Origin of the sequence: Pseudomonas sp. 2FG, assembly GCF_005502935.1 — a bacterium.
Taxonomy (GTDB): Bacteria; Pseudomonadota; Gammaproteobacteria; order Pseudomonadales; family Pseudomonadaceae; genus Aquipseudomonas.
In genome coordinates, this window is sequence record NZ_SCMP01000011.1 from 159,391 (window position 1) to 175,042 (window position 15,652).

Annotated in this window: 14 protein-coding genes and 1 pseudogene; 7 read left to right on the forward strand and 8 right to left on the reverse strand. The window is 64.9% G+C overall.

Annotation, left to right across the window (positions count from 1 at the left end; all coding sequences use genetic code 11):
• Positions 1-36: 36 nt before the first annotated feature.
• Genes FFS13_RS13295 through FFS13_RS13305 form a run of 3 tightly spaced genes read right to left on the reverse strand, consistent with a single transcriptional unit; the run spans position 37 to position 5,122 of the window.
• Positions 37-3,477, reverse strand: a complete 3,441-nt coding sequence (locus FFS13_RS13295; protein ID WP_137819566.1) for an SbcC/MukB-like Walker B domain-containing protein — start codon at positions 3,475-3,477, stop codon at positions 37-39.
• The gene (gene sbcD, locus FFS13_RS13300; RefSeq protein WP_137819585.1) at positions 3,474-4,694 is read right to left on the reverse strand and encodes an exonuclease subunit SbcD; all 1,221 of its coding nucleotides are present in this window, start codon (positions 4,692-4,694) and stop codon (positions 3,474-3,476) included. Before sbcD ends, FFS13_RS13295 begins: the two co-directional genes overlap by 4 nt.
• An 8-nt stretch (positions 4,695-4,702) precedes the next feature.
• A complete protein-coding gene (locus FFS13_RS13305; RefSeq protein ID WP_137819567.1) occupies positions 4,703-5,122 on the reverse strand; it encodes an Lrp/AsnC family transcriptional regulator in 420 nt (139 codons plus the stop codon).
• A 131-nt stretch (positions 5,123-5,253) separates the two neighbouring features.
• On the opposite strand from FFS13_RS13305, the gene yjeH reads away from it, so the two are divergent.
• From yjeH to FFS13_RS13330, 5 genes and pseudogenes are all read left to right on the forward strand, one after another.
• Complete coding sequence (yjeH, locus tag FFS13_RS13310; protein WP_137819568.1) at positions 5,254-6,531, forward strand: L-methionine/branched-chain amino acid transporter; 1,278 nt, start codon at positions 5,254-5,256, stop codon at positions 6,529-6,531.
• A gap of 16 nt (positions 6,532-6,547) precedes the next feature.
• Positions 6,548-6,798, forward strand: a pseudogene (locus FFS13_RS13315) (C4-dicarboxylate ABC transporter substrate-binding protein); the annotation flags it as partial.
• 41 nt (positions 6,799-6,839) lie between these two features.
• Complete coding sequence (gene yejK, locus FFS13_RS13320) at positions 6,840-7,847, forward strand: nucleoid-associated protein YejK (RefSeq protein WP_137819569.1); 1,008 nt, start codon at positions 6,840-6,842, stop codon at positions 7,845-7,847.
• Positions 7,848-7,869: 22 nt separating this feature from the next.
• A complete protein-coding gene (locus tag FFS13_RS13325) occupies positions 7,870-9,408 on the forward strand; it encodes a sensor domain-containing diguanylate cyclase (protein ID WP_137819570.1) in 1,539 nt (512 codons plus the stop codon).
• A 378-nt stretch (positions 9,409-9,786) separates the two neighbouring features.
• Positions 9,787-10,629, forward strand: coding sequence for a DUF4344 domain-containing metallopeptidase (locus FFS13_RS13330; RefSeq protein WP_137819571.1), 843 nt, complete (start codon positions 9,787-9,789; stop codon positions 10,627-10,629).
• A gap of 35 nt (positions 10,630-10,664) precedes the next feature.
• Here FFS13_RS13330 and FFS13_RS13335 read toward each other — a convergent pair whose 3' ends face one another.
• The 3 genes from FFS13_RS13335 to FFS13_RS13345 form a co-directional block, all read right to left on the reverse strand.
• Positions 10,665-11,600, reverse strand: coding sequence for a glutathione S-transferase family protein (locus FFS13_RS13335; RefSeq protein ID WP_137819572.1), 936 nt, complete (start codon positions 11,598-11,600; stop codon positions 10,665-10,667).
• Between the two features lie 65 nt (positions 11,601-11,665).
• A complete protein-coding gene (locus FFS13_RS13340; protein ID WP_137819573.1) occupies positions 11,666-11,965 on the reverse strand; it encodes a GIY-YIG nuclease family protein in 300 nt (99 codons plus the stop codon).
• Positions 11,962-12,660, reverse strand: coding sequence for a glutathione S-transferase family protein (locus FFS13_RS13345; protein WP_137819574.1), 699 nt, complete (start codon positions 12,658-12,660; stop codon positions 11,962-11,964). Before FFS13_RS13345 ends, FFS13_RS13340 begins: the two co-directional genes overlap by 4 nt.
• A gap of 88 nt (positions 12,661-12,748) precedes the next feature.
• Between FFS13_RS13345 and FFS13_RS13350 the strand changes: the two genes are divergently transcribed.
• Positions 12,749-13,237 (forward strand): asparaginase domain-containing protein, encoded by a 489-nt coding sequence (locus tag FFS13_RS13350; protein ID WP_137819575.1) that lies wholly within the window; start codon positions 12,749-12,751, stop codon positions 13,235-13,237.
• A 166-nt stretch (positions 13,238-13,403) separates the two neighbouring features.
• On the opposite strand, the gene FFS13_RS13355 is transcribed toward FFS13_RS13350, so the two are convergent.
• Positions 13,404-13,877, reverse strand: coding sequence for a nuclear transport factor 2 family protein (locus tag FFS13_RS13355; RefSeq protein ID WP_137819576.1), 474 nt, complete (start codon positions 13,875-13,877; stop codon positions 13,404-13,406).
• A 117-nt stretch (positions 13,878-13,994) separates the two neighbouring features.
• Here FFS13_RS13355 and FFS13_RS13360 point away from each other — a divergent pair, with 117 nt between their 5' ends.
• Positions 13,995-14,963, forward strand: coding sequence for a GlxA family transcriptional regulator (locus FFS13_RS13360; protein ID WP_137819577.1), 969 nt, complete (start codon positions 13,995-13,997; stop codon positions 14,961-14,963).
• A 133-nt stretch (positions 14,964-15,096) separates the two neighbouring features.
• On the opposite strand, the gene FFS13_RS13365 is transcribed toward FFS13_RS13360, so the two are convergent.
• Positions 15,097-15,652, reverse strand: a 556-nt coding sequence (locus tag FFS13_RS13365) for a transposase (RefSeq protein WP_137819578.1), incomplete at its 5' end; no start/stop codon positions are given.

Below are 15,652 nucleotides of genomic sequence, written 5' to 3' on the forward strand. Positions count from 1 at the left end.
TCGTTCAGCGCCAGCGATACCCAACAATCGCCGGCACTAGCCGGCGACCGCAAACCGTCGGTCCAGCGAGCTATAGCCCATTCCCACTGCCTTGTGCACCTTGAGTTGCACCGGAATGCGCTCTTTCAGCGCCTCGACATGGCTGATCACGCCGATCATCTTGCCGCTGGCGTTCAAGGCATCCAGGGCGTCGAGGGCGACTTCCAGGGTTTCGCCGTCGAGGGTGCCGAAGCCTTCGTCGAGAAACAGCGAGTCGATGGAGGTTTTATGGCTGACCAGATCGGACAGGGCCAAGGCCAGGGCCAGGCTGACCAGGAAGCTCTCGCCGCCGGAGAGGGTCTTGCAGTCGCGGGCGACGTCGCCCTGCCAGGTGTCGATGACCTCCAGCTCCAGCTCGCCGGAGCTGCGCCGGCCCAGCTGGTAGCGCCCGTGCAGGCGCTCGAGCTGTTGGTTGGCCAGGTAGACCAGGTGATCGAGGGTCAGGCCCTGGGCGAATTTGCGGTACTTGGCGCCGTCGGCTGAGCCGATCAGGCTATTGAGGTGCTGCCAGAGGTCGTATTCCCCCTCCTTGGCGGCGATCTCGGCGAACAGCGCTTGCTGGTTCTGCCGGCGCGCCTGATCGCCTTGCAGTTGGGCGCGCAGTTCGCCCTGGCGCTGGCCGAGTTGGCGCAGCTGGGTTCTCAGCTCTTCCAGCTGTTCATCCAGTTGCTCCAGGCCGAGATCGCTTTGCGGCGCGGCCTGGAGGGCGGTCAATGCCTGTTCGGCGGCGGCCTTCAGCGCCTGGGCGGCGGTGAGGGCTTGCTCCAGCTGGGTTTTATGGTGGTGCAGGGCGCTGCGCTGTTCGTCGCCGAGCAAGGCCGCGTGGAAGGCGGCCTCGTCGGCGAAGGGGCTCTGCGCCAGGGCGTCGGCCCAGGCGCTGGCTTTGTCGCCGAGATGGGCCTGTTCCTGCTGTAGACGCTGGCTGAGGTTGTGTTGGGTGCCGGTCAGTTCGTCCGCGCGTTTTTGCGCGGCGGCCAGTTGGCTTTGCGCCTGCTGCAAGGCGCCTTCCGGGTCGGCCTCCGGGCCTAGGACAGACGGAGCGCTCTGCTCCAGGGCCGCCCAGCGTTGTTGCCACGAGGCCGCCTCTTTCTGCGCGGCGGTCAATGCGGGCTGCAGTTGCAATTGCGCGCGCTCCAGTTGCTGGCGTTGCAGCTGCGCCTGTTGCCAGTTGTGCCATTCCGCTTCGCGCTCGCGCAGCCAGCTCGGCCCGTCCGCCGGCAGGCTGTAGTCCAGGGCCGCGAGCGCGGCGGCCAGCTCGCTGTCGCGCCGATGCTGTTGCGCCTGCAGCTCGTTCAGACGCTGGCCGCTATCGACCTGTTGCTGCTGGCGGTTGAGCAGATTCTGCTGCATCAGCTCGAGCTGCTGGGCGGCCTCAATGCTGGTTTTTTCGATTGTCTGCCGCGCCGCGCGGGCTTCTTCCAGGGCGGCTTTGAACGTATCCAGCGCGCTCAGGCATCGCTCGCTGGCGGCGAGCTGGGCGCCGTGCAGCTGTTGCTGGGCGGCCAGGGCGCTGTCGTCGGCCAGGTTGAGGCCGAGGCTGCGGCAGCGCTGCTGCCACTGCTCGGCCTGTAGGCCTTGCTCGCGCTGGTCTTGTTCCCACTGTTGCTGGTGCTGCTCGATTTGCGCGGCCAGGGCGGCGAGCTCGGCGCCGAGTTTTTGCCCCTGGCCGGCCAGCGCCTCCAGCTCGACCTTTTTGCCGTCGAGCGCTTGTTGCGTGGCTGAACTATCCAACACCTGATAGGCGCTGATCGCCGGATGCTCGGGGGAGCCGCACAGCGGGCAGGCTTCGCCGGGCTGCAAGGCCGCGCGATAGGCCTCCAGCGCCTGAATGCGCCGCTCCTGCTCCAGCAATTTGTCCTTGTCGCGGATCTGCTGTTGCAGGTCCTTGTACTGCACGCGCAGGGCGCTCAGCTCGAGCTCTTTGCCGGCGTGCTGGCGGCGTTTATCGGCCAGCTGGGTGTCGATCTGAGCCAACTGCTGGCCGAGCTGCTGGCGTGACTGGGCGAGCTGCTGCAGTTGCGCCAATTCGCTGCCCTGGCCGTGCAGGCGCTGCCAGTGGGCGCGTAGCTCGGCTTCGGCCTGGCCGCCCAGCAGCGCCTCCAGTTGCGCCTGCTGCGCGCCTTCCTGCTGCTGCGCGTTGCTCAAGCGGGCTCGCTCAGCGTTGAGCTTGGCTTCTTGCTCGGCCAGTTGGGCGGCGAGGCCGTGGGCGGCCTGGTCGTCCTGTTGCTGCTTGGCGATCAGCACGGCGATCTCCTGGCCGAGCCGTTGGCGCGCGTCGAGCTGGCTGCGCCAGACCTCGATTTGCCCGCCCAGCTGACTGCGCTGCGGGTGTTCGGCCAGTTGCGCGTCGAGTTGCCGGCGCTGCCGATCGAGTTGTTCCAGCTGCGCCTGCTGGGCCTCGGCGATCTGTTGGCTAAGCTGACTGGCCTGCCACAGGCAGTGGCTGACCCGTTGCCCGGCCTGCCGCTGCTCGCCTTGCGCCTGCGCCAGGCTGCGTTCAGTGTGGCTGAGCGCCTGTTGCGCCTGCTGCCAAGCCTGATGGACGGGCTGCAATTTGCCGGCCGGCTCGCTGGCGGCCAGCCGCTCCAGCTGCGGCCCGGCCTCGGCCAGCGCCTGCCGGGCCTGCTGCTCCTGCTGCACGGCCGCCTGCTGCCGGCTTTGCGCCTTGCCGAGCTCGGCGCGCCATTGGCGCTGCGCCTGCACGGCCGCTTGCTGGCTGTTGAGCGCCGCTTCCTCGCCGGTCAGTGTCGACGCTTCGGCTTCCAGGCTGGCACGTTGTTCGTCGCTCAGCAGTTCCACGCCTTCGGCCTTGGCGCGTAGTTGATCCAGCCCGGCCTTGACCTCACGGGTTTGCTCGAACACCCGCTGGGAAATCTGCCCGTAGATGTCGGTGCCGGTCAGCTCCTCCAGCAGCTCGGCGCGCTGGTTGGCGTTGGCTTCGAGGAAGGCGGCGAAACCGCCCTGGGCCAGCAACATGGATTTGGTGAAACGCTCGAAATCCAGCCCGGTGAGGCTTTCGGTCAGGCGGTATTTTTCGTTGATCTTGTCGGTGAGGATGCGGCCCTCGCCGTTCGCAGCATCGATGCGGGCCAGTTCGACCTTCGGCGCTTGCAGGGCGCCATCACTCTTGTCGCGGGCCCGGCGCTGGCTCCAGAACGCGCGGTAGCGCTGGCCCTTAACCTCGAATTCGACCTCCGCCAGGCAATCGGCGCAGTGTCGGGTCATCAGCTCGTTGCTGCTGGCCGACAGCGTGCTCATTCGCGGCGTGCGGTGGTACAGCGCCAGGCAGATGGCATCGAGCAGCGTGGTTTTGCCGGCACCGGTCGGCCCGGTGATCGCGAACAGGCCGTTGTCCTTGAAGGGTTCGGCGTTGAAGTCGATCCTCCATTCGCCCTTCAGGGAGTTGAGGTTCTTCAAGCGCAGGCTGAGGATTTTCATGCCTTGCCCTCCTGCAACTCGCCGACCACCTGGCGGTACAAACCCCGCAAGCGGGTTTGCAAGGCCTCGTCCAATTCCTCGCTGAGCAAGCGCTGAGCGAACACGTCATCGGTGCTCAGTTCATCCAGGGTTTCTTTGGCGCTGGTCTGCAAACTGGCCTGGGCATTGCCACGCTCGCGGCGGATACGCAGCACTTCGACCGGCAGACCTTCGGTAAGCGTCTGAATGCGTGCCTGCAAGTCACTCAGGTAATCGTCGGCACTGACCAGCACTTCCAGCCAGGCCGGTTGCTCCGTGCTGCCCTGTTGCGCCGCTTCGGCGATGGCACTTGGCAGTTCGCTCAAGGAGCCGCGCAGCGACACCAGCGGCTGAAAGCGTGGCACCGTTAAGGCCTCGATGCTCTCTAGCTCGCGGCCGGTGAACGCCACCAACAGCACTTCCTTGCTCTGCTTGGCCTCATCGAAGCTCAGCGGAATCGGCGAGCCGCAGTAACGGATGTGTTCCAGGCCGCCGACCTTTTGCGGCCGGTGGATATGCCCGAGGGCGATATAGGCCGCCGGTGGAAAGGCACTGGTGGGGAAGGCTTCCAGCGCACCGACGTAGATCTCCCGCACCGACTCGTTGGCACTGGCGCCGACCGTGGTCAGATGGCCGCTGGCGATGATGGGCAAGTCGCCGCCCAGCTCGTCACGCTTGGCCTCGGCCAGGGCATAGAGATCGAGGTAATGCTGCTGGATCGCCTGCTGCAGCGACAGCTGCTTGTCCTGCGCGCTCTGCCCGGCCTGGCTGTGCAGCACGTCGCGCGGGCGGATGAAGGGGATGCCGCAGAGGATCGCGCCGGGCCGGCCATCACGCCTGTGCAGCACCAGCAGTTGCTCCTCCAGCTGCGCACTGACGCCGGGGATCACCCGGGTATTGAGGTGGGCCAAGAGGCTTTTGCTCTCGCCGAGCATGGCCACCGAGTCATGGTTGCCGCCGAGCACCACCAGCTCGGTGCCGCTGGCGCGCAGGGCGACGATGAACTCGTTGTACAACTCGCGGGCATAGCTGGGCGGCGCGCCGGTATCGAAGATATCGCCGGCGATGATCAAGGCATCCACGCAATGAACTGCACATTGTTCGATCAGCCAGGCGCTAAACGCCTGGTGCTCGGCCTGGCGGGTTTTGCCCATGAAGTGCTGGCCCAGGTGCCAGTCGGAGGTGTGCAGAATGCGCATGCTCTGGCTCACATCAACCAATCTTTGACCAGCATGTGGGTCTTGACCTTCTGCATGCCGGGGAAGTTTTCGATCGCCCCGCGAACCTCGCTGAGGCGGGCCATGGAGGGCGCCTCGATATACACCAGCATGTCGGTCTCGCCGCTGATGCCGCTGCACCGGCGGACCTCGACGAAAGCGCGCATGCGCTCGACGTAGTTCTCGCACCGCCCACCTTGATAGAACAACTCCAGGTAGGCCTTGACCGCACTGCCGGCGGGCTCGACGACGCAGGCATGGTAGCCCTGGATGATGCCGCTCTGCTCCAGTTGGCGGATGCGCTCGCTGACCGCGGAACGCGACAGATTCACTTCACGGGCGATCTGGCTGACGGCCACTCGGGCGTCGGCGCGCAACAGGGCGATGATCTGTTGATCGAACTTGTCCACTCGGGGATCTCACGCAAAACAGATTGACGGGTAATTCCGCCGCTTTGCCGGGTAATGCCGGCAATTCGCCGGGAACGCTCGGCCGGCGGGCGGCTTAACATGGGCTACGAAGGATCGCACGAGCATACATCATGAGTCGCCTGAACCAAGAACTGAGCCTGCTGCAGGGCATCGGCCTGCTGAGCACGTCGCTGCTCGGCACCGGCATTTTCGTCGTACCCGCCCTCGCCGCCACGGTCGCTGGCGGCGCTTCGCTGTGGGCCTGGTTGTGGCTGATTTTGCTGGTGCTGCCGGTGGCCTTCACGTTCGCCCAGCTTGGCCGGCATTTTCCCCATGCCGGCGGGGCGCCACACCTGATCGGCCGCGCCTTCGGCCCACGCATGGAGCGGGTCAGCGCCTTGTTGTTCCTCGCCGTGTTGCCGGTCGGCCTACCGGCTGCGCTGAACATCGCCACCGGCTTCTGGCAGGCGCTATTCGATCTCGGCCGTGGCCAGGCGCTGGCCATCCAGCTCGCCACCTTGGCCGCCATGCTGCTGCTCGGGCAACGCCCGGCGAAGGCTTCGGGTCTGGTGCAGGGCGCCATCGCCCTGGCCATTATCGGCACCGTCGGCCTGATCTGGTGGCTCGGTGATCTGCCCCATGCCAACCAGCCGTTGCTGCCGCCCTTGCAGGGTTCCTGGCACCTGCTGCCCGCCGCGCTGGGGGTGATGTTCTGGTGTTTCGTCGGCATCGAAGCCTTCACCCACCTGGGCGAAGAGTTCAAACGCCCCGAGCGCGACTTTCCCCTGGCCCTGCTGCTCGGCGTGTTGCTCGCCGGCCTGGTGTATTGGGCCTGTTCGGTCGCCGTACTGAGTTTCCATGCCTATGGCGATGTGCACACCGATGCCGCGTCGCTGCCGCGCATGCTCGACCAATTGCTCGGGGCCAAGGCCCGCTGGCTGAGCGCGCTGATCGGCTACCTGGCCTGCTTCGCCTCGATGAATGTCTATATCCAGGGCTTCGCCCGGCTGATCTGGAGCCTGGCCGACGAAGGCAAACTGCCGACCGCCCTAGCCCGGCGCAATCGGCACGGCGTGCCGGCTCGCGCGCTGTTGCTGGTGGTGCTCTGCTGCGCCCTGTGCGCCAGCCTGGCCGCGGGCTTGTCGCTGTCGGTCGACCAGCTGATCCGCTATGCCAATGGCAACTTCGTGCTCATCTATCTGTTCAGCATGGCCGCCGGCTGGGTACTGCTCAAAGGGCTGTGGCGCTGGCTGGCCGGCTTCAGCGCCCTGCTCTGCGGACTGGTGTTGATCCTGCTGGGTACCGATGCCTGGTATGCCCTGGGCTTGCTGGGCGTTCTCGCCCTGCTCGACTACGGACGCACGCTGCGCTCGCGGCGGCTGGCGAGCGAGCCGCCAGCCCTGAGCTGAAGCTGAGGCCCAAGCCCGCGCGCGGATCTATCGCTGATACAAGTACCTGCGCGAAGTCGACCGGCAGATCGACGCCGGCACGCTACCAGAACAGCTGGATGCCGAAATAGAACGCTGGAACAGTTGGAGGACAAGCTGGCCAAGGTCGAGGTGCCGCTCCCCTACTCCAACGAGCGGTACGAACTGCATGTGCACCTGCGCTATGTGATCGACCGTTTGCAGGCCTTGCAGCGCAGACGGGCGACCAAGGGCGAGCAGGTCGGGTAAACTGGCGCGCCTCGCCCCGTCCGCCCCGCTACGAGAACGCCATGCCGATCCGCCACTGCATCGTCCACCTGATCGAGAAAAAACCCGACGGCACGCCCGCCGTGCTGCACGCCCGCAGCACCGAGCTGGCCGAATCGCAGGCCATCGAGAACATGCTGGCCGATCTCAATGAGAGCTACAACGCCAAGCAGGGCAAGGCCTGGGGCTTCTTCCAGGCGGAGTCCGGCGCCTACCCGTTCAGCGGCTGGCTGAAGGACTACCACGAGGGTGGCCAGGACTTCACCGCCTTCAGTCGTTTGGCGGTGGAGCACCTGCAAAAGCTGATGGAGGAGTCCAACCTCTCCACCGGCGGCCACGTGCTGTTTGCTCACTATCAGCAAGGCATGACCGACTACCTGGCGATCGCCCTGTTGCACCACAGCGAAGGGGTGGCGGTGAACGCCGCGCTGGACGTGACTCCGGCCAAACACCTGGACCTCGGCCAGTTGCACCTGGCGGCGCGGATCAATATCTCCGAGTGGCAGAACAACCAGCAGTCCAAGCAGTACATCTCCTTTATCAAGGGCAAGAACGGCAAGAAGGTCTCGGAATACTTCCGCGACTTCATCGGCTGCCAGGAAGGCGTCGACTCGCCAAGCGAGACCCGCACCCTGCTGAAAGCCTTCAGCGACTTCGTCGAAAGCGAAGACCTGCCGGAAGAGCAGGCCCGGGCGAAAACCGACACCCTGGTCGACTACGCCACCAGCCAGGCCAAGATCGGCGAACCCATGACCCTGCAGGAACTTTCCGGGCTGCTCGATGAGGAACGCCCACGGGCCTTCTACGAGCATATCCGCAACAAGGACTACGGCCTGTCGCCGGAGATTCCGGCGGATAAGCGCACGCTGAGCCAGTTCCGCCGCTTCACCGGGCGCGCCGAGGGCCTGTCGATCAGCTTCGAGGCGCACCTGCTGGGCTCGAAGATCGAATACGACGAAGAGGCCGGCACCCTGATCATCAAGGGCCTACCGACACAGCTGACCGATCAGCTCAAGCGCCGCAAGGACTGATGCCGGCGCGGAGGCGCTCTGTTTGGATAGCCTGTATTTCTCCCCCATGCTGCTCGGGCTCAACCTGCTGCTGGCCAGCGCCGTGGCCTGCAGCGCGCTCTGGTACTTCTCCCGCCCCTACCGGGGCCCGGGCTTGTGGATGCTCGGCGCCTGGACCCTGATCCTCGGCATCCTGCTATTTATGGGCTTCATGGCCAGCGGCAACGCGCTGCTCAACGTGCTGGGCAATGCCACCCAGTTGGCCGGCGAAGCCATTCTGCTGCTGGGCATCTTCCGCTTCCTCGGCCTGCCACCGCCCTACTGGACGGTTCCGCTCAGCGCCAGCTCGATGGCCCTGGTCTGCAGTTGGCATTGGTGGGTGGCCCCGATCAACTCGGAATGGCTGGTCGCCATCTATGCCGTGATCGGTGGCCTGCTGCCCTTCCAGGCCTGCTGGGCGCTCTGGCAGGCGCCGGCCGAACGGGAGTTGCGCGGCGTCCGCAACTTTGTCGCGCTGGCGTTGCTCGGCTACGCCTGCGTCACCCTGCTGCGCGCCGGCATCGGCCTGCAGGACGGCCTGCAGGGAATCGTGCACAGCGATGTCACCCGCTCCTTCAGCTACCTGCTGCCTTACAACTTCGGCATTCCACTATGGGTCATCGCCCTGGTCGGCCTGGCCCTGATGACCATGCGCCGCATACTGGCCGACAGCCAGCGGCATGCCGAGCAGGCGCAAAGCAGCGCCGAGCGCTTCGAACGGCTGATGCAGGTAGCCAATGCCGGCATGCTGGTGCTGCAACAGGGCCGCATCGTCGACACCAATCCGCGGCTGGAACAGATGTTCGGCCGACGCCGTGCCGAGCTGATCGACCAGCCGCTGGGCAGCCTGTTCAGCCCCGCCAGCCAGGCCAATATTGCTGACTTGCTGCTGCAGGCCGACGGCCGGCCACACGACGTCGAAGCGCTGCGGGCCAATGGCCGCGGCTTTCCTGCCGAGCTTTCGGTGGCGGCTCTGGACAGCACCCGGCAACAAGTGGCGGAAATCCGCAATGTCACCCACCGCAAGGTGCTGGAAGACAAGCTGCTACACCTAGCCACCACCGATCCGCTGACCGACGCGCTCAACCGCCGCGCCTTCTATGCGCGCGCCGAACACGAGTTGAAACGTGCCAAACGGCACACCCATCCGCTGTGCCTGGCCCTGCTCGACCTCGACCACTTCAAGCAGGTCAACGACCAGCACGGGCATGCCATGGGCGATCAGGTGCTACGCCAGTTCAGCCAGCTGTGCCGGAAGATGGCCCGCAGCACCGACCTGTTCGCCCGCTTCGGTGGCGAGGAATTCATCTTCCTGCTGCCGGATACCGAACTGCAGGCCGCTCGCCAGTTCCTCGAACGGCTGCGCGAGGCCCTGCAGAACCTGCCCCTGAAAACGCCCCAGGGCAGCCTGCAGATCAGCGTCAGCATCGGCCTGGCGCAGTACCAGGAAGACAGCACCCTGCACCTGCTGCAGGAAGCCGCCGACAGCGCGCTGTACCGCGCCAAGCAGAACGGCCGCAACCGGGTGGAAATGCTGCCGTGAGGAAGCCACGCTCGGGCTGAGCAAGGCTCAAGATCAAACATTAATCACTACGAACCCTTTAGTCCCGGCTCCTTCAGCCTTGAACATGACCCAGCTAAACGCCTGAACCTCGACCAACTGCACCTGGCGGCGCAGCTGACCGCTCAGTTGAAAAGGCACAGGAGCTTAGCCGCCCGCCACGTCCCCCATCCTCCTTCCCTCTCCCTCCGCAGGCAGGCCCCACCTTTCGGCGGCTCGTCCCGGCCGGCGGGCAGCGCCCTGCTAGAGTCATTGGAGGCATACCCGTTCGCCCCTCGCAGGGGAGCCGCTCATGCAGCGACCGGCCAACCTCTTCTCCGCTTCAGCGCCTGCCCGCGCAGGCATACTCGGCGCCCGCCCATGAGTCCCCTGCGCCGCTGGCTACCCCTGCTGTTCCTGCTCGCCGGCCCGCTGCCGGCCGAGCCGCCCCCCAATAGCAGCCTGTCTCCCGACGTGACCCGCTTCATCCTCGCCAACAGCGAGTTCACCGTATTGCATGAGATGGGCCATCTGCTGATCGCCGAACTGGACCTGCCGGTGCTCGGCCGCGAGGAGGACGCCGCCGACCAGCTCGGCCTCATCGGCCTGTTCCTGCTGCATGGCGAGCAGCGCGATGCAGACTTCTACGCCAAGCTGTTGGACATCGTCGACTTCTGGCGTCTGGAGTGGCAGCGACCGAAGCCGGCCGCGGAGGAAGTGCCGGCCTGGGACTCCCACGGCCTGGATGCGCAACGTTTCTACAACATCGCCTGCCTGGTCTACGGCAGCGACCCGGAACGCCTTGAATGGGTGCCGGAGCTGACCGGCCTGCCGATGGAACGCGCGCTCTACTGCGATGAGGAATACCAGCAGGTGCGCAAGGCGGTGGACTGGGTCAGGGGGCGCTACCGGCACGCCGCGATTCAGACGACGCCGCGCTTTCAGGTGATCTACGACCCACCGCCGGTCAATGTGCCGGACGCCGAGGTGCTGATCGCCCAGGTGCGGGCCAGTAGCAACCTGGAGACTCTGGCCCGGCGCGCCAGCGCGACCTTCGCCCTGCCCCGCGCCCTGATCCTGCGCCTGAGCGGCTGCGGCACGCCGGACGCCTGGTACAACCGCAACACCGGCGAGCTGACCCTCTGCTACGAGCGCCTGCAGCACTTTCGCCAGTTGGCCGAGACCCTGCCGCGCCTGCACCAGCCCACAGCCCCCGGGCAGTGAGCCCGGCTGGCGCGAGCGCCAAACCGCGCCCCTGCTTAGAGGGCCTGGATGTGGAAGCCCAAGCGCGGGAAATGCACGTGCAGAGTGCCGGCGCGCTCGTCTTCCCGGCGCAGGATCAGCTCTTCGCTGCCGGCAAAGACCAACTCCCCGGCCACCGGATCGATGCCATAGTCGGTCGCGGCCACAGCCACCTGCTGACCGACCTGGAAACCGTTGGGCTCATGGAATAACTCAACCGACAGCGCCGCCGGAGTCGCCGCACGGGCGATTTCGATGGCATCAAAGGCCGCCAGCTCACTGGCCGAACCGTGACCAAAACCCAGCACGCGACCGAGCCAGACAGCCACCGCCGGATAATCGTCCACCAACGGCGCGGTGACCGGCGTGGCCTTGAGGAACCACAGCGGGTGCGCCAGGGCGAAGTCGGCCAGCGACGGTGCGCCGAACAGGAAGTCACCGTCTTCGCGGGCCAACTGCTGCTGCAGACGAGCCATCAAGGTCGGCCATTGGTGCTTGGCTTGCTCCAGCGGTAGGCGGGTTGCCGTGCCGCCACTGAATAGCCCGGCGCGGTCGGCCATGAAGCCTTTGACCACCTCGGCCGGCAGTTTGCCGAAGCGCGCGGCGATGGATTCCGGCTGGAACGCCAGGCTCACCGCATGCTGGAACACCAGCGAGTCGGCCCAACTGGCAAAACTGGCGACGTTGAACTCCTGGCCCTCTGGAAACAGCGCTGGAGTGGCTTTTTCGGCCTCCAGGCGGCGGGCGATCAGCGCGCTGTCACAGTAAATGTCGGCGCCGACTTGCAGCACCGGGGTCTTGCGGTAGCCGCCCGTCAAAGCCGTCAGGTCGGGCTTGGGCATCACCGGCGGAATCATTACCGAGCGCCAGGACAGTTGCTTGAAGCCCAGCATCAGCCGGACTTTCTCGGCGAACGGCGAGGTAGGGTAATGGTGCAGGATCAACTCGTGCATGCTGGGCTCCGCGACGGTGAGGGAAGCACCCAGCTTACTCGCCAGCGCCGCGGCAGCCTACCCGATCAGTCTGATAGGGCGCTATCAACAGCCCCGATAACGCCCACCTCGTTAACGAGGATTTCCTTGGCGCTTTTCTTCAGCTGTTTGATCGCCCGTTCGCGCCGCAGCGCCTCGCCCTTGTCCGCGCAGGCCTCCACATAGACCAAGGCCTGGGCCGGGCTGGAATGGAAGAAACGCGCGCCGCGGCCGCTCTGGTGCGCGGCGAAACGCCGCTGCGGATCATCGCTGATGCCGCAATACAGCGCGCCGTTGGCGGCCCGCACCAGGTAGACAAACCAGGGCTTGGGCTCTGCTGCACTCATGCCCAAAACTTGTCCCGCAGCCGTTCGCAATAGGCCACCAAGGCGGGAAACTCACGCGCCAGCCGGTTCAGCGGAGTGTCCAGGCTGCACAGGATCAGGTTGGCCAGGATGCCATAGGCCGCAGCGTCCGCACTGCACGGCTGCACGCCACCGAAGAACGGCGCAGCGCCGAGCAGGTCGCTGAGCGCCTGCAGGTCCTCGCGAACGAAGGTCAGCGCCTCCTCCCGGTTATGCCGGCCGAGGCCTTGGCCGTGCAGGGCCTTGCGTATATTGCTGCGCGCCAGCCCCGGCACCAACCATTTGAGCGGGGCCGGCAGCCCACCGAAGAAGACCGGTTTGATCTGGTGCCAGCCCTCATCCTCGAGCCAGCGGAAATACACCAGCAGGAAGTACAGGTGCTCGTCGCACAGCCGGGTAATCGCCAACGCCCGGCCACGGCCCGCGGCGTCCAGATGCCGATCCAGCGGCAGTTCCAGGCGTTCGCTCAAGGTCCGCAGGATCACCGCCGAATCGGCGATCAGCTCACCGTCCAGCTGAATAAACGGCAGCTTGCCTTTCGGGCCCTTACGCGGATCGAATAGGGTTTTCACCCGATAGTCCAAGCCGCACAGGCGCAGAAAGGTTTCCACCTTGAGGCAGTAAGGGCTGGGGTTGGGTACATTGAAAGCCGCGGGGAATTGGCACAGCGTGATCATCGGCAGCATCCTGCATGGAGTTCGTCGCCGAGCTTAGGCAATATTCACCCCCTCGGCCACAAGCCACCTTCGCAAATAGGAGCCTTGCATGAATATTCAGATCTTCACCACCGGCGGTACCTTCGACAAGGTCTATTACGACGCGCTCTCCGACTTCCAGATCGGCGAACCTATGGCCCCGGAGATTCTTCGCGAGGCCGCGGTGACCTTCGACTTTCAGGTCGAGAGCCTGGTGAAAAAGGACAGCCTGGAGCTGACCGCTGAAGACCGCGCGCTGATCCGCGCCAAGGTCGCCGCCTGCCCGGCCAAGCACATCCTGATCACCCACGGCACCGACACCATGACCTTGACCGCCGACGTGCTGAAGGACATTCCCGGCAAGGTGATCCTCTTCACCGGCGCCATGCAGCCCGCACGCATGCGCAGCACCGATGCGCCGTTCAACCTCGGCGTGGCCATCGGCGCGCTGCAGTGCCTGGCCGAGGGCATCTATGTGGCCATGAGTGGGCGCATCTTCGAGGCCGGCAAGGTCAAGAAGAACCGCGCCGCCGGCCGTTTCGAGGACAGCGCGAGCTGATCCGCCACCCGGCGAAACTGTAGGAGCGAGGGGCGGCAGGGCTTTTCGTAGGAGCCAGCGTGCTGGCGAATTGGGGCAACGTGACGCCAAAGCTTCGCGAGCAAGCTCGCTCCTACAGATTCACCCCCCATTTGCCGTGGAAGCCGCAAGACGGTATCTACAGCCATCAAGAACGTCCGGCCCGATAGACCTCCAAGCCCTTCATCGCCTGCTTACGGATCGCCGCCTGCACCGGCGGCAACCAACCCAGCAGCACGCCCTTCATGCCCAATGCCTGACGCGCCCAGCGCCACAGGTCGAAGTGGTCGTGATGCTCGATAATCTTGCCGTCACGAAAGACGAAGCGCGCCTGGATCCGATTGACCACGATGCGTCCGGTCTGGCTGAACAGGTAAGTCGCGACCCAGCGCGCACTGCCCTGCTGGTCGTCGGCCTGCACGTCGGAGTAAGTCAGGGAAAAGTTCTGCGCTCGGCTAGCCAGCATGCGCCACATGTCACCGGCCTCAGGCCCCTGCAGAGCGCTGAACACCGGGTCGCTGAAGCGCACATCTTCGGCATAACAGGCCGCCATGGCCTCGCCATCCAAACGCTGGAAGGCCTGGTAGAAACGACTGATCAACTCGGCGTTGGGGTGGCTCATGGAAGACTCCGACTCATGGGATGTTGGCCATTGTGGCTAGATAAGCTGTAGCCGACGATTGGCTATATCGACAGCTTTGTGTCAGAAATAGCCAAATCTCTTGATTGGCTGCCGAGCATGCTGAACGTCGCTATTTACGTGTGTCCGCAAACGGTTTGCTCCAGCCTGAGCATGGCCAACGATGCGTTTGTGCTGGCCAATCAGCTGGCCGGACAAGCGTTGTTTAAGCTGCAGCGCTTCAGCCTGGACGCGCAGCCGGTAGCGCTGGGCTTTGCCAACATCCGCGTGGACGGTGGCTTGAGCCTGGCCGAGCACGCCGACCTGATCCTGCTGCCCGCGACCGGCAGCGCTATCGAGCAGACCCTGGCCGCCAACGCTGGCCTGCTGCCCTGGCTTGCCGCTCGTGGGCAAAACCAACAGCTGGCCAGTCTGTGCAGCAGTGCCTTTCTGCTGGCCGCCGCCGGCCTGCTCGATGGCCGCCGCGCCACCACCCACTGGGCCTTGGCTAAGCCATTCCGCCAGCGCTTCCCGCAGGTGCAGTTGGCGATAGACGAACTGCTGACCCATGACGGCAACCTGCTCTGCTCCGGCGGCGCGCAGGCCGGCCTGGATCTGTGCCTGTACCTGATCGGCTGGCACGCCGGTGACTGGCTGGCTCAGCGAGTCGCCGCGGCGCTGGTGTTCGAAACCCAGCGCGGTCGCCAGTCACGCTTCGCCCCGCTGCTGCCGGAGCCGAACAGCAGTGACAGCCAACTTAATCCGCTGCTGCAGTGGTTACAGCGGCACTACGCCGAACCCATGGATTTACAGCGCCTGGCCGAGCGTGCGAACTGCTCGTCGCGTACCCTGCTGCGGCGTTTTCGCGCCAGCACCGGGCTGACGCCCAACGACTACCTGCAACGGCTGCGCATCAGCGCCGCGCAAACGGCCCTGCGTCATCCTTCCCGCTCCCTGGAACAGATCGCCGCCCAGGTCGGCTATGCCGACCGCGCGGCCTTTGCCAAGTTGTTCAAACAACTCTGTGGGGAAACACCGGGCGCGTTTCGCCGGCGCCTGCGCGATAGACCCGCCACGCCAGACCTCTGAATTGGCTGATGCGCAATTGCCTGATAACGACCCGGGCAATGCTGGGTTTCGCCAAAAAACGGCTCTACCCAGCCTACTTCTGATAACAAAGCCGCTCCTACAAAGAAAAAGGGAGCCTTGCGGCTAATGCCAGTCAGTTAAGCTGATTGGCATTTTTGTTTCTGATCGGATATTTCGGGGATTTGAGCCTGATAGCCCGAGGATAAATACGCTCTTCTCGCCGATGCGGCAGGACATAGTGCAAGGCTGAAGCATGAAGCTCGGCCAGGTACTTGGGTATGTTTCCGGAACGGTCGACGGAAACGCTGTTGATAAAACCTAAAATCGCCCAGGTACACGCGGTAAAGCTCATTTCGCACGGGTAAATACCTGGACAGTGGCGGCTCATCTCCACCATCTGATAGCGCAGCAGGTTGTAGCCCAATAACACGCCCCACAGTTCCTGCTCGATCATCTCGGGCGTCTTGCTGCGCAACGTATAGCTACTGTTGAGCAGGGTCTGTTTCATTTCCCGAAAACCCAGTTCGATCTCCCAGCGCTGGCTGTACAGGTCGACGATTTCGTCGGGCGGGAAATGTAGAGGGTCGGCCATTGATGTCAGTATCTGGCGAACCTTGCCCTTGACGGTTTTGCTCAGCAGTCGTGCAGTCAGCGACTCTGGCAACCCGGCCCATTGCTTGCGCGCCTGC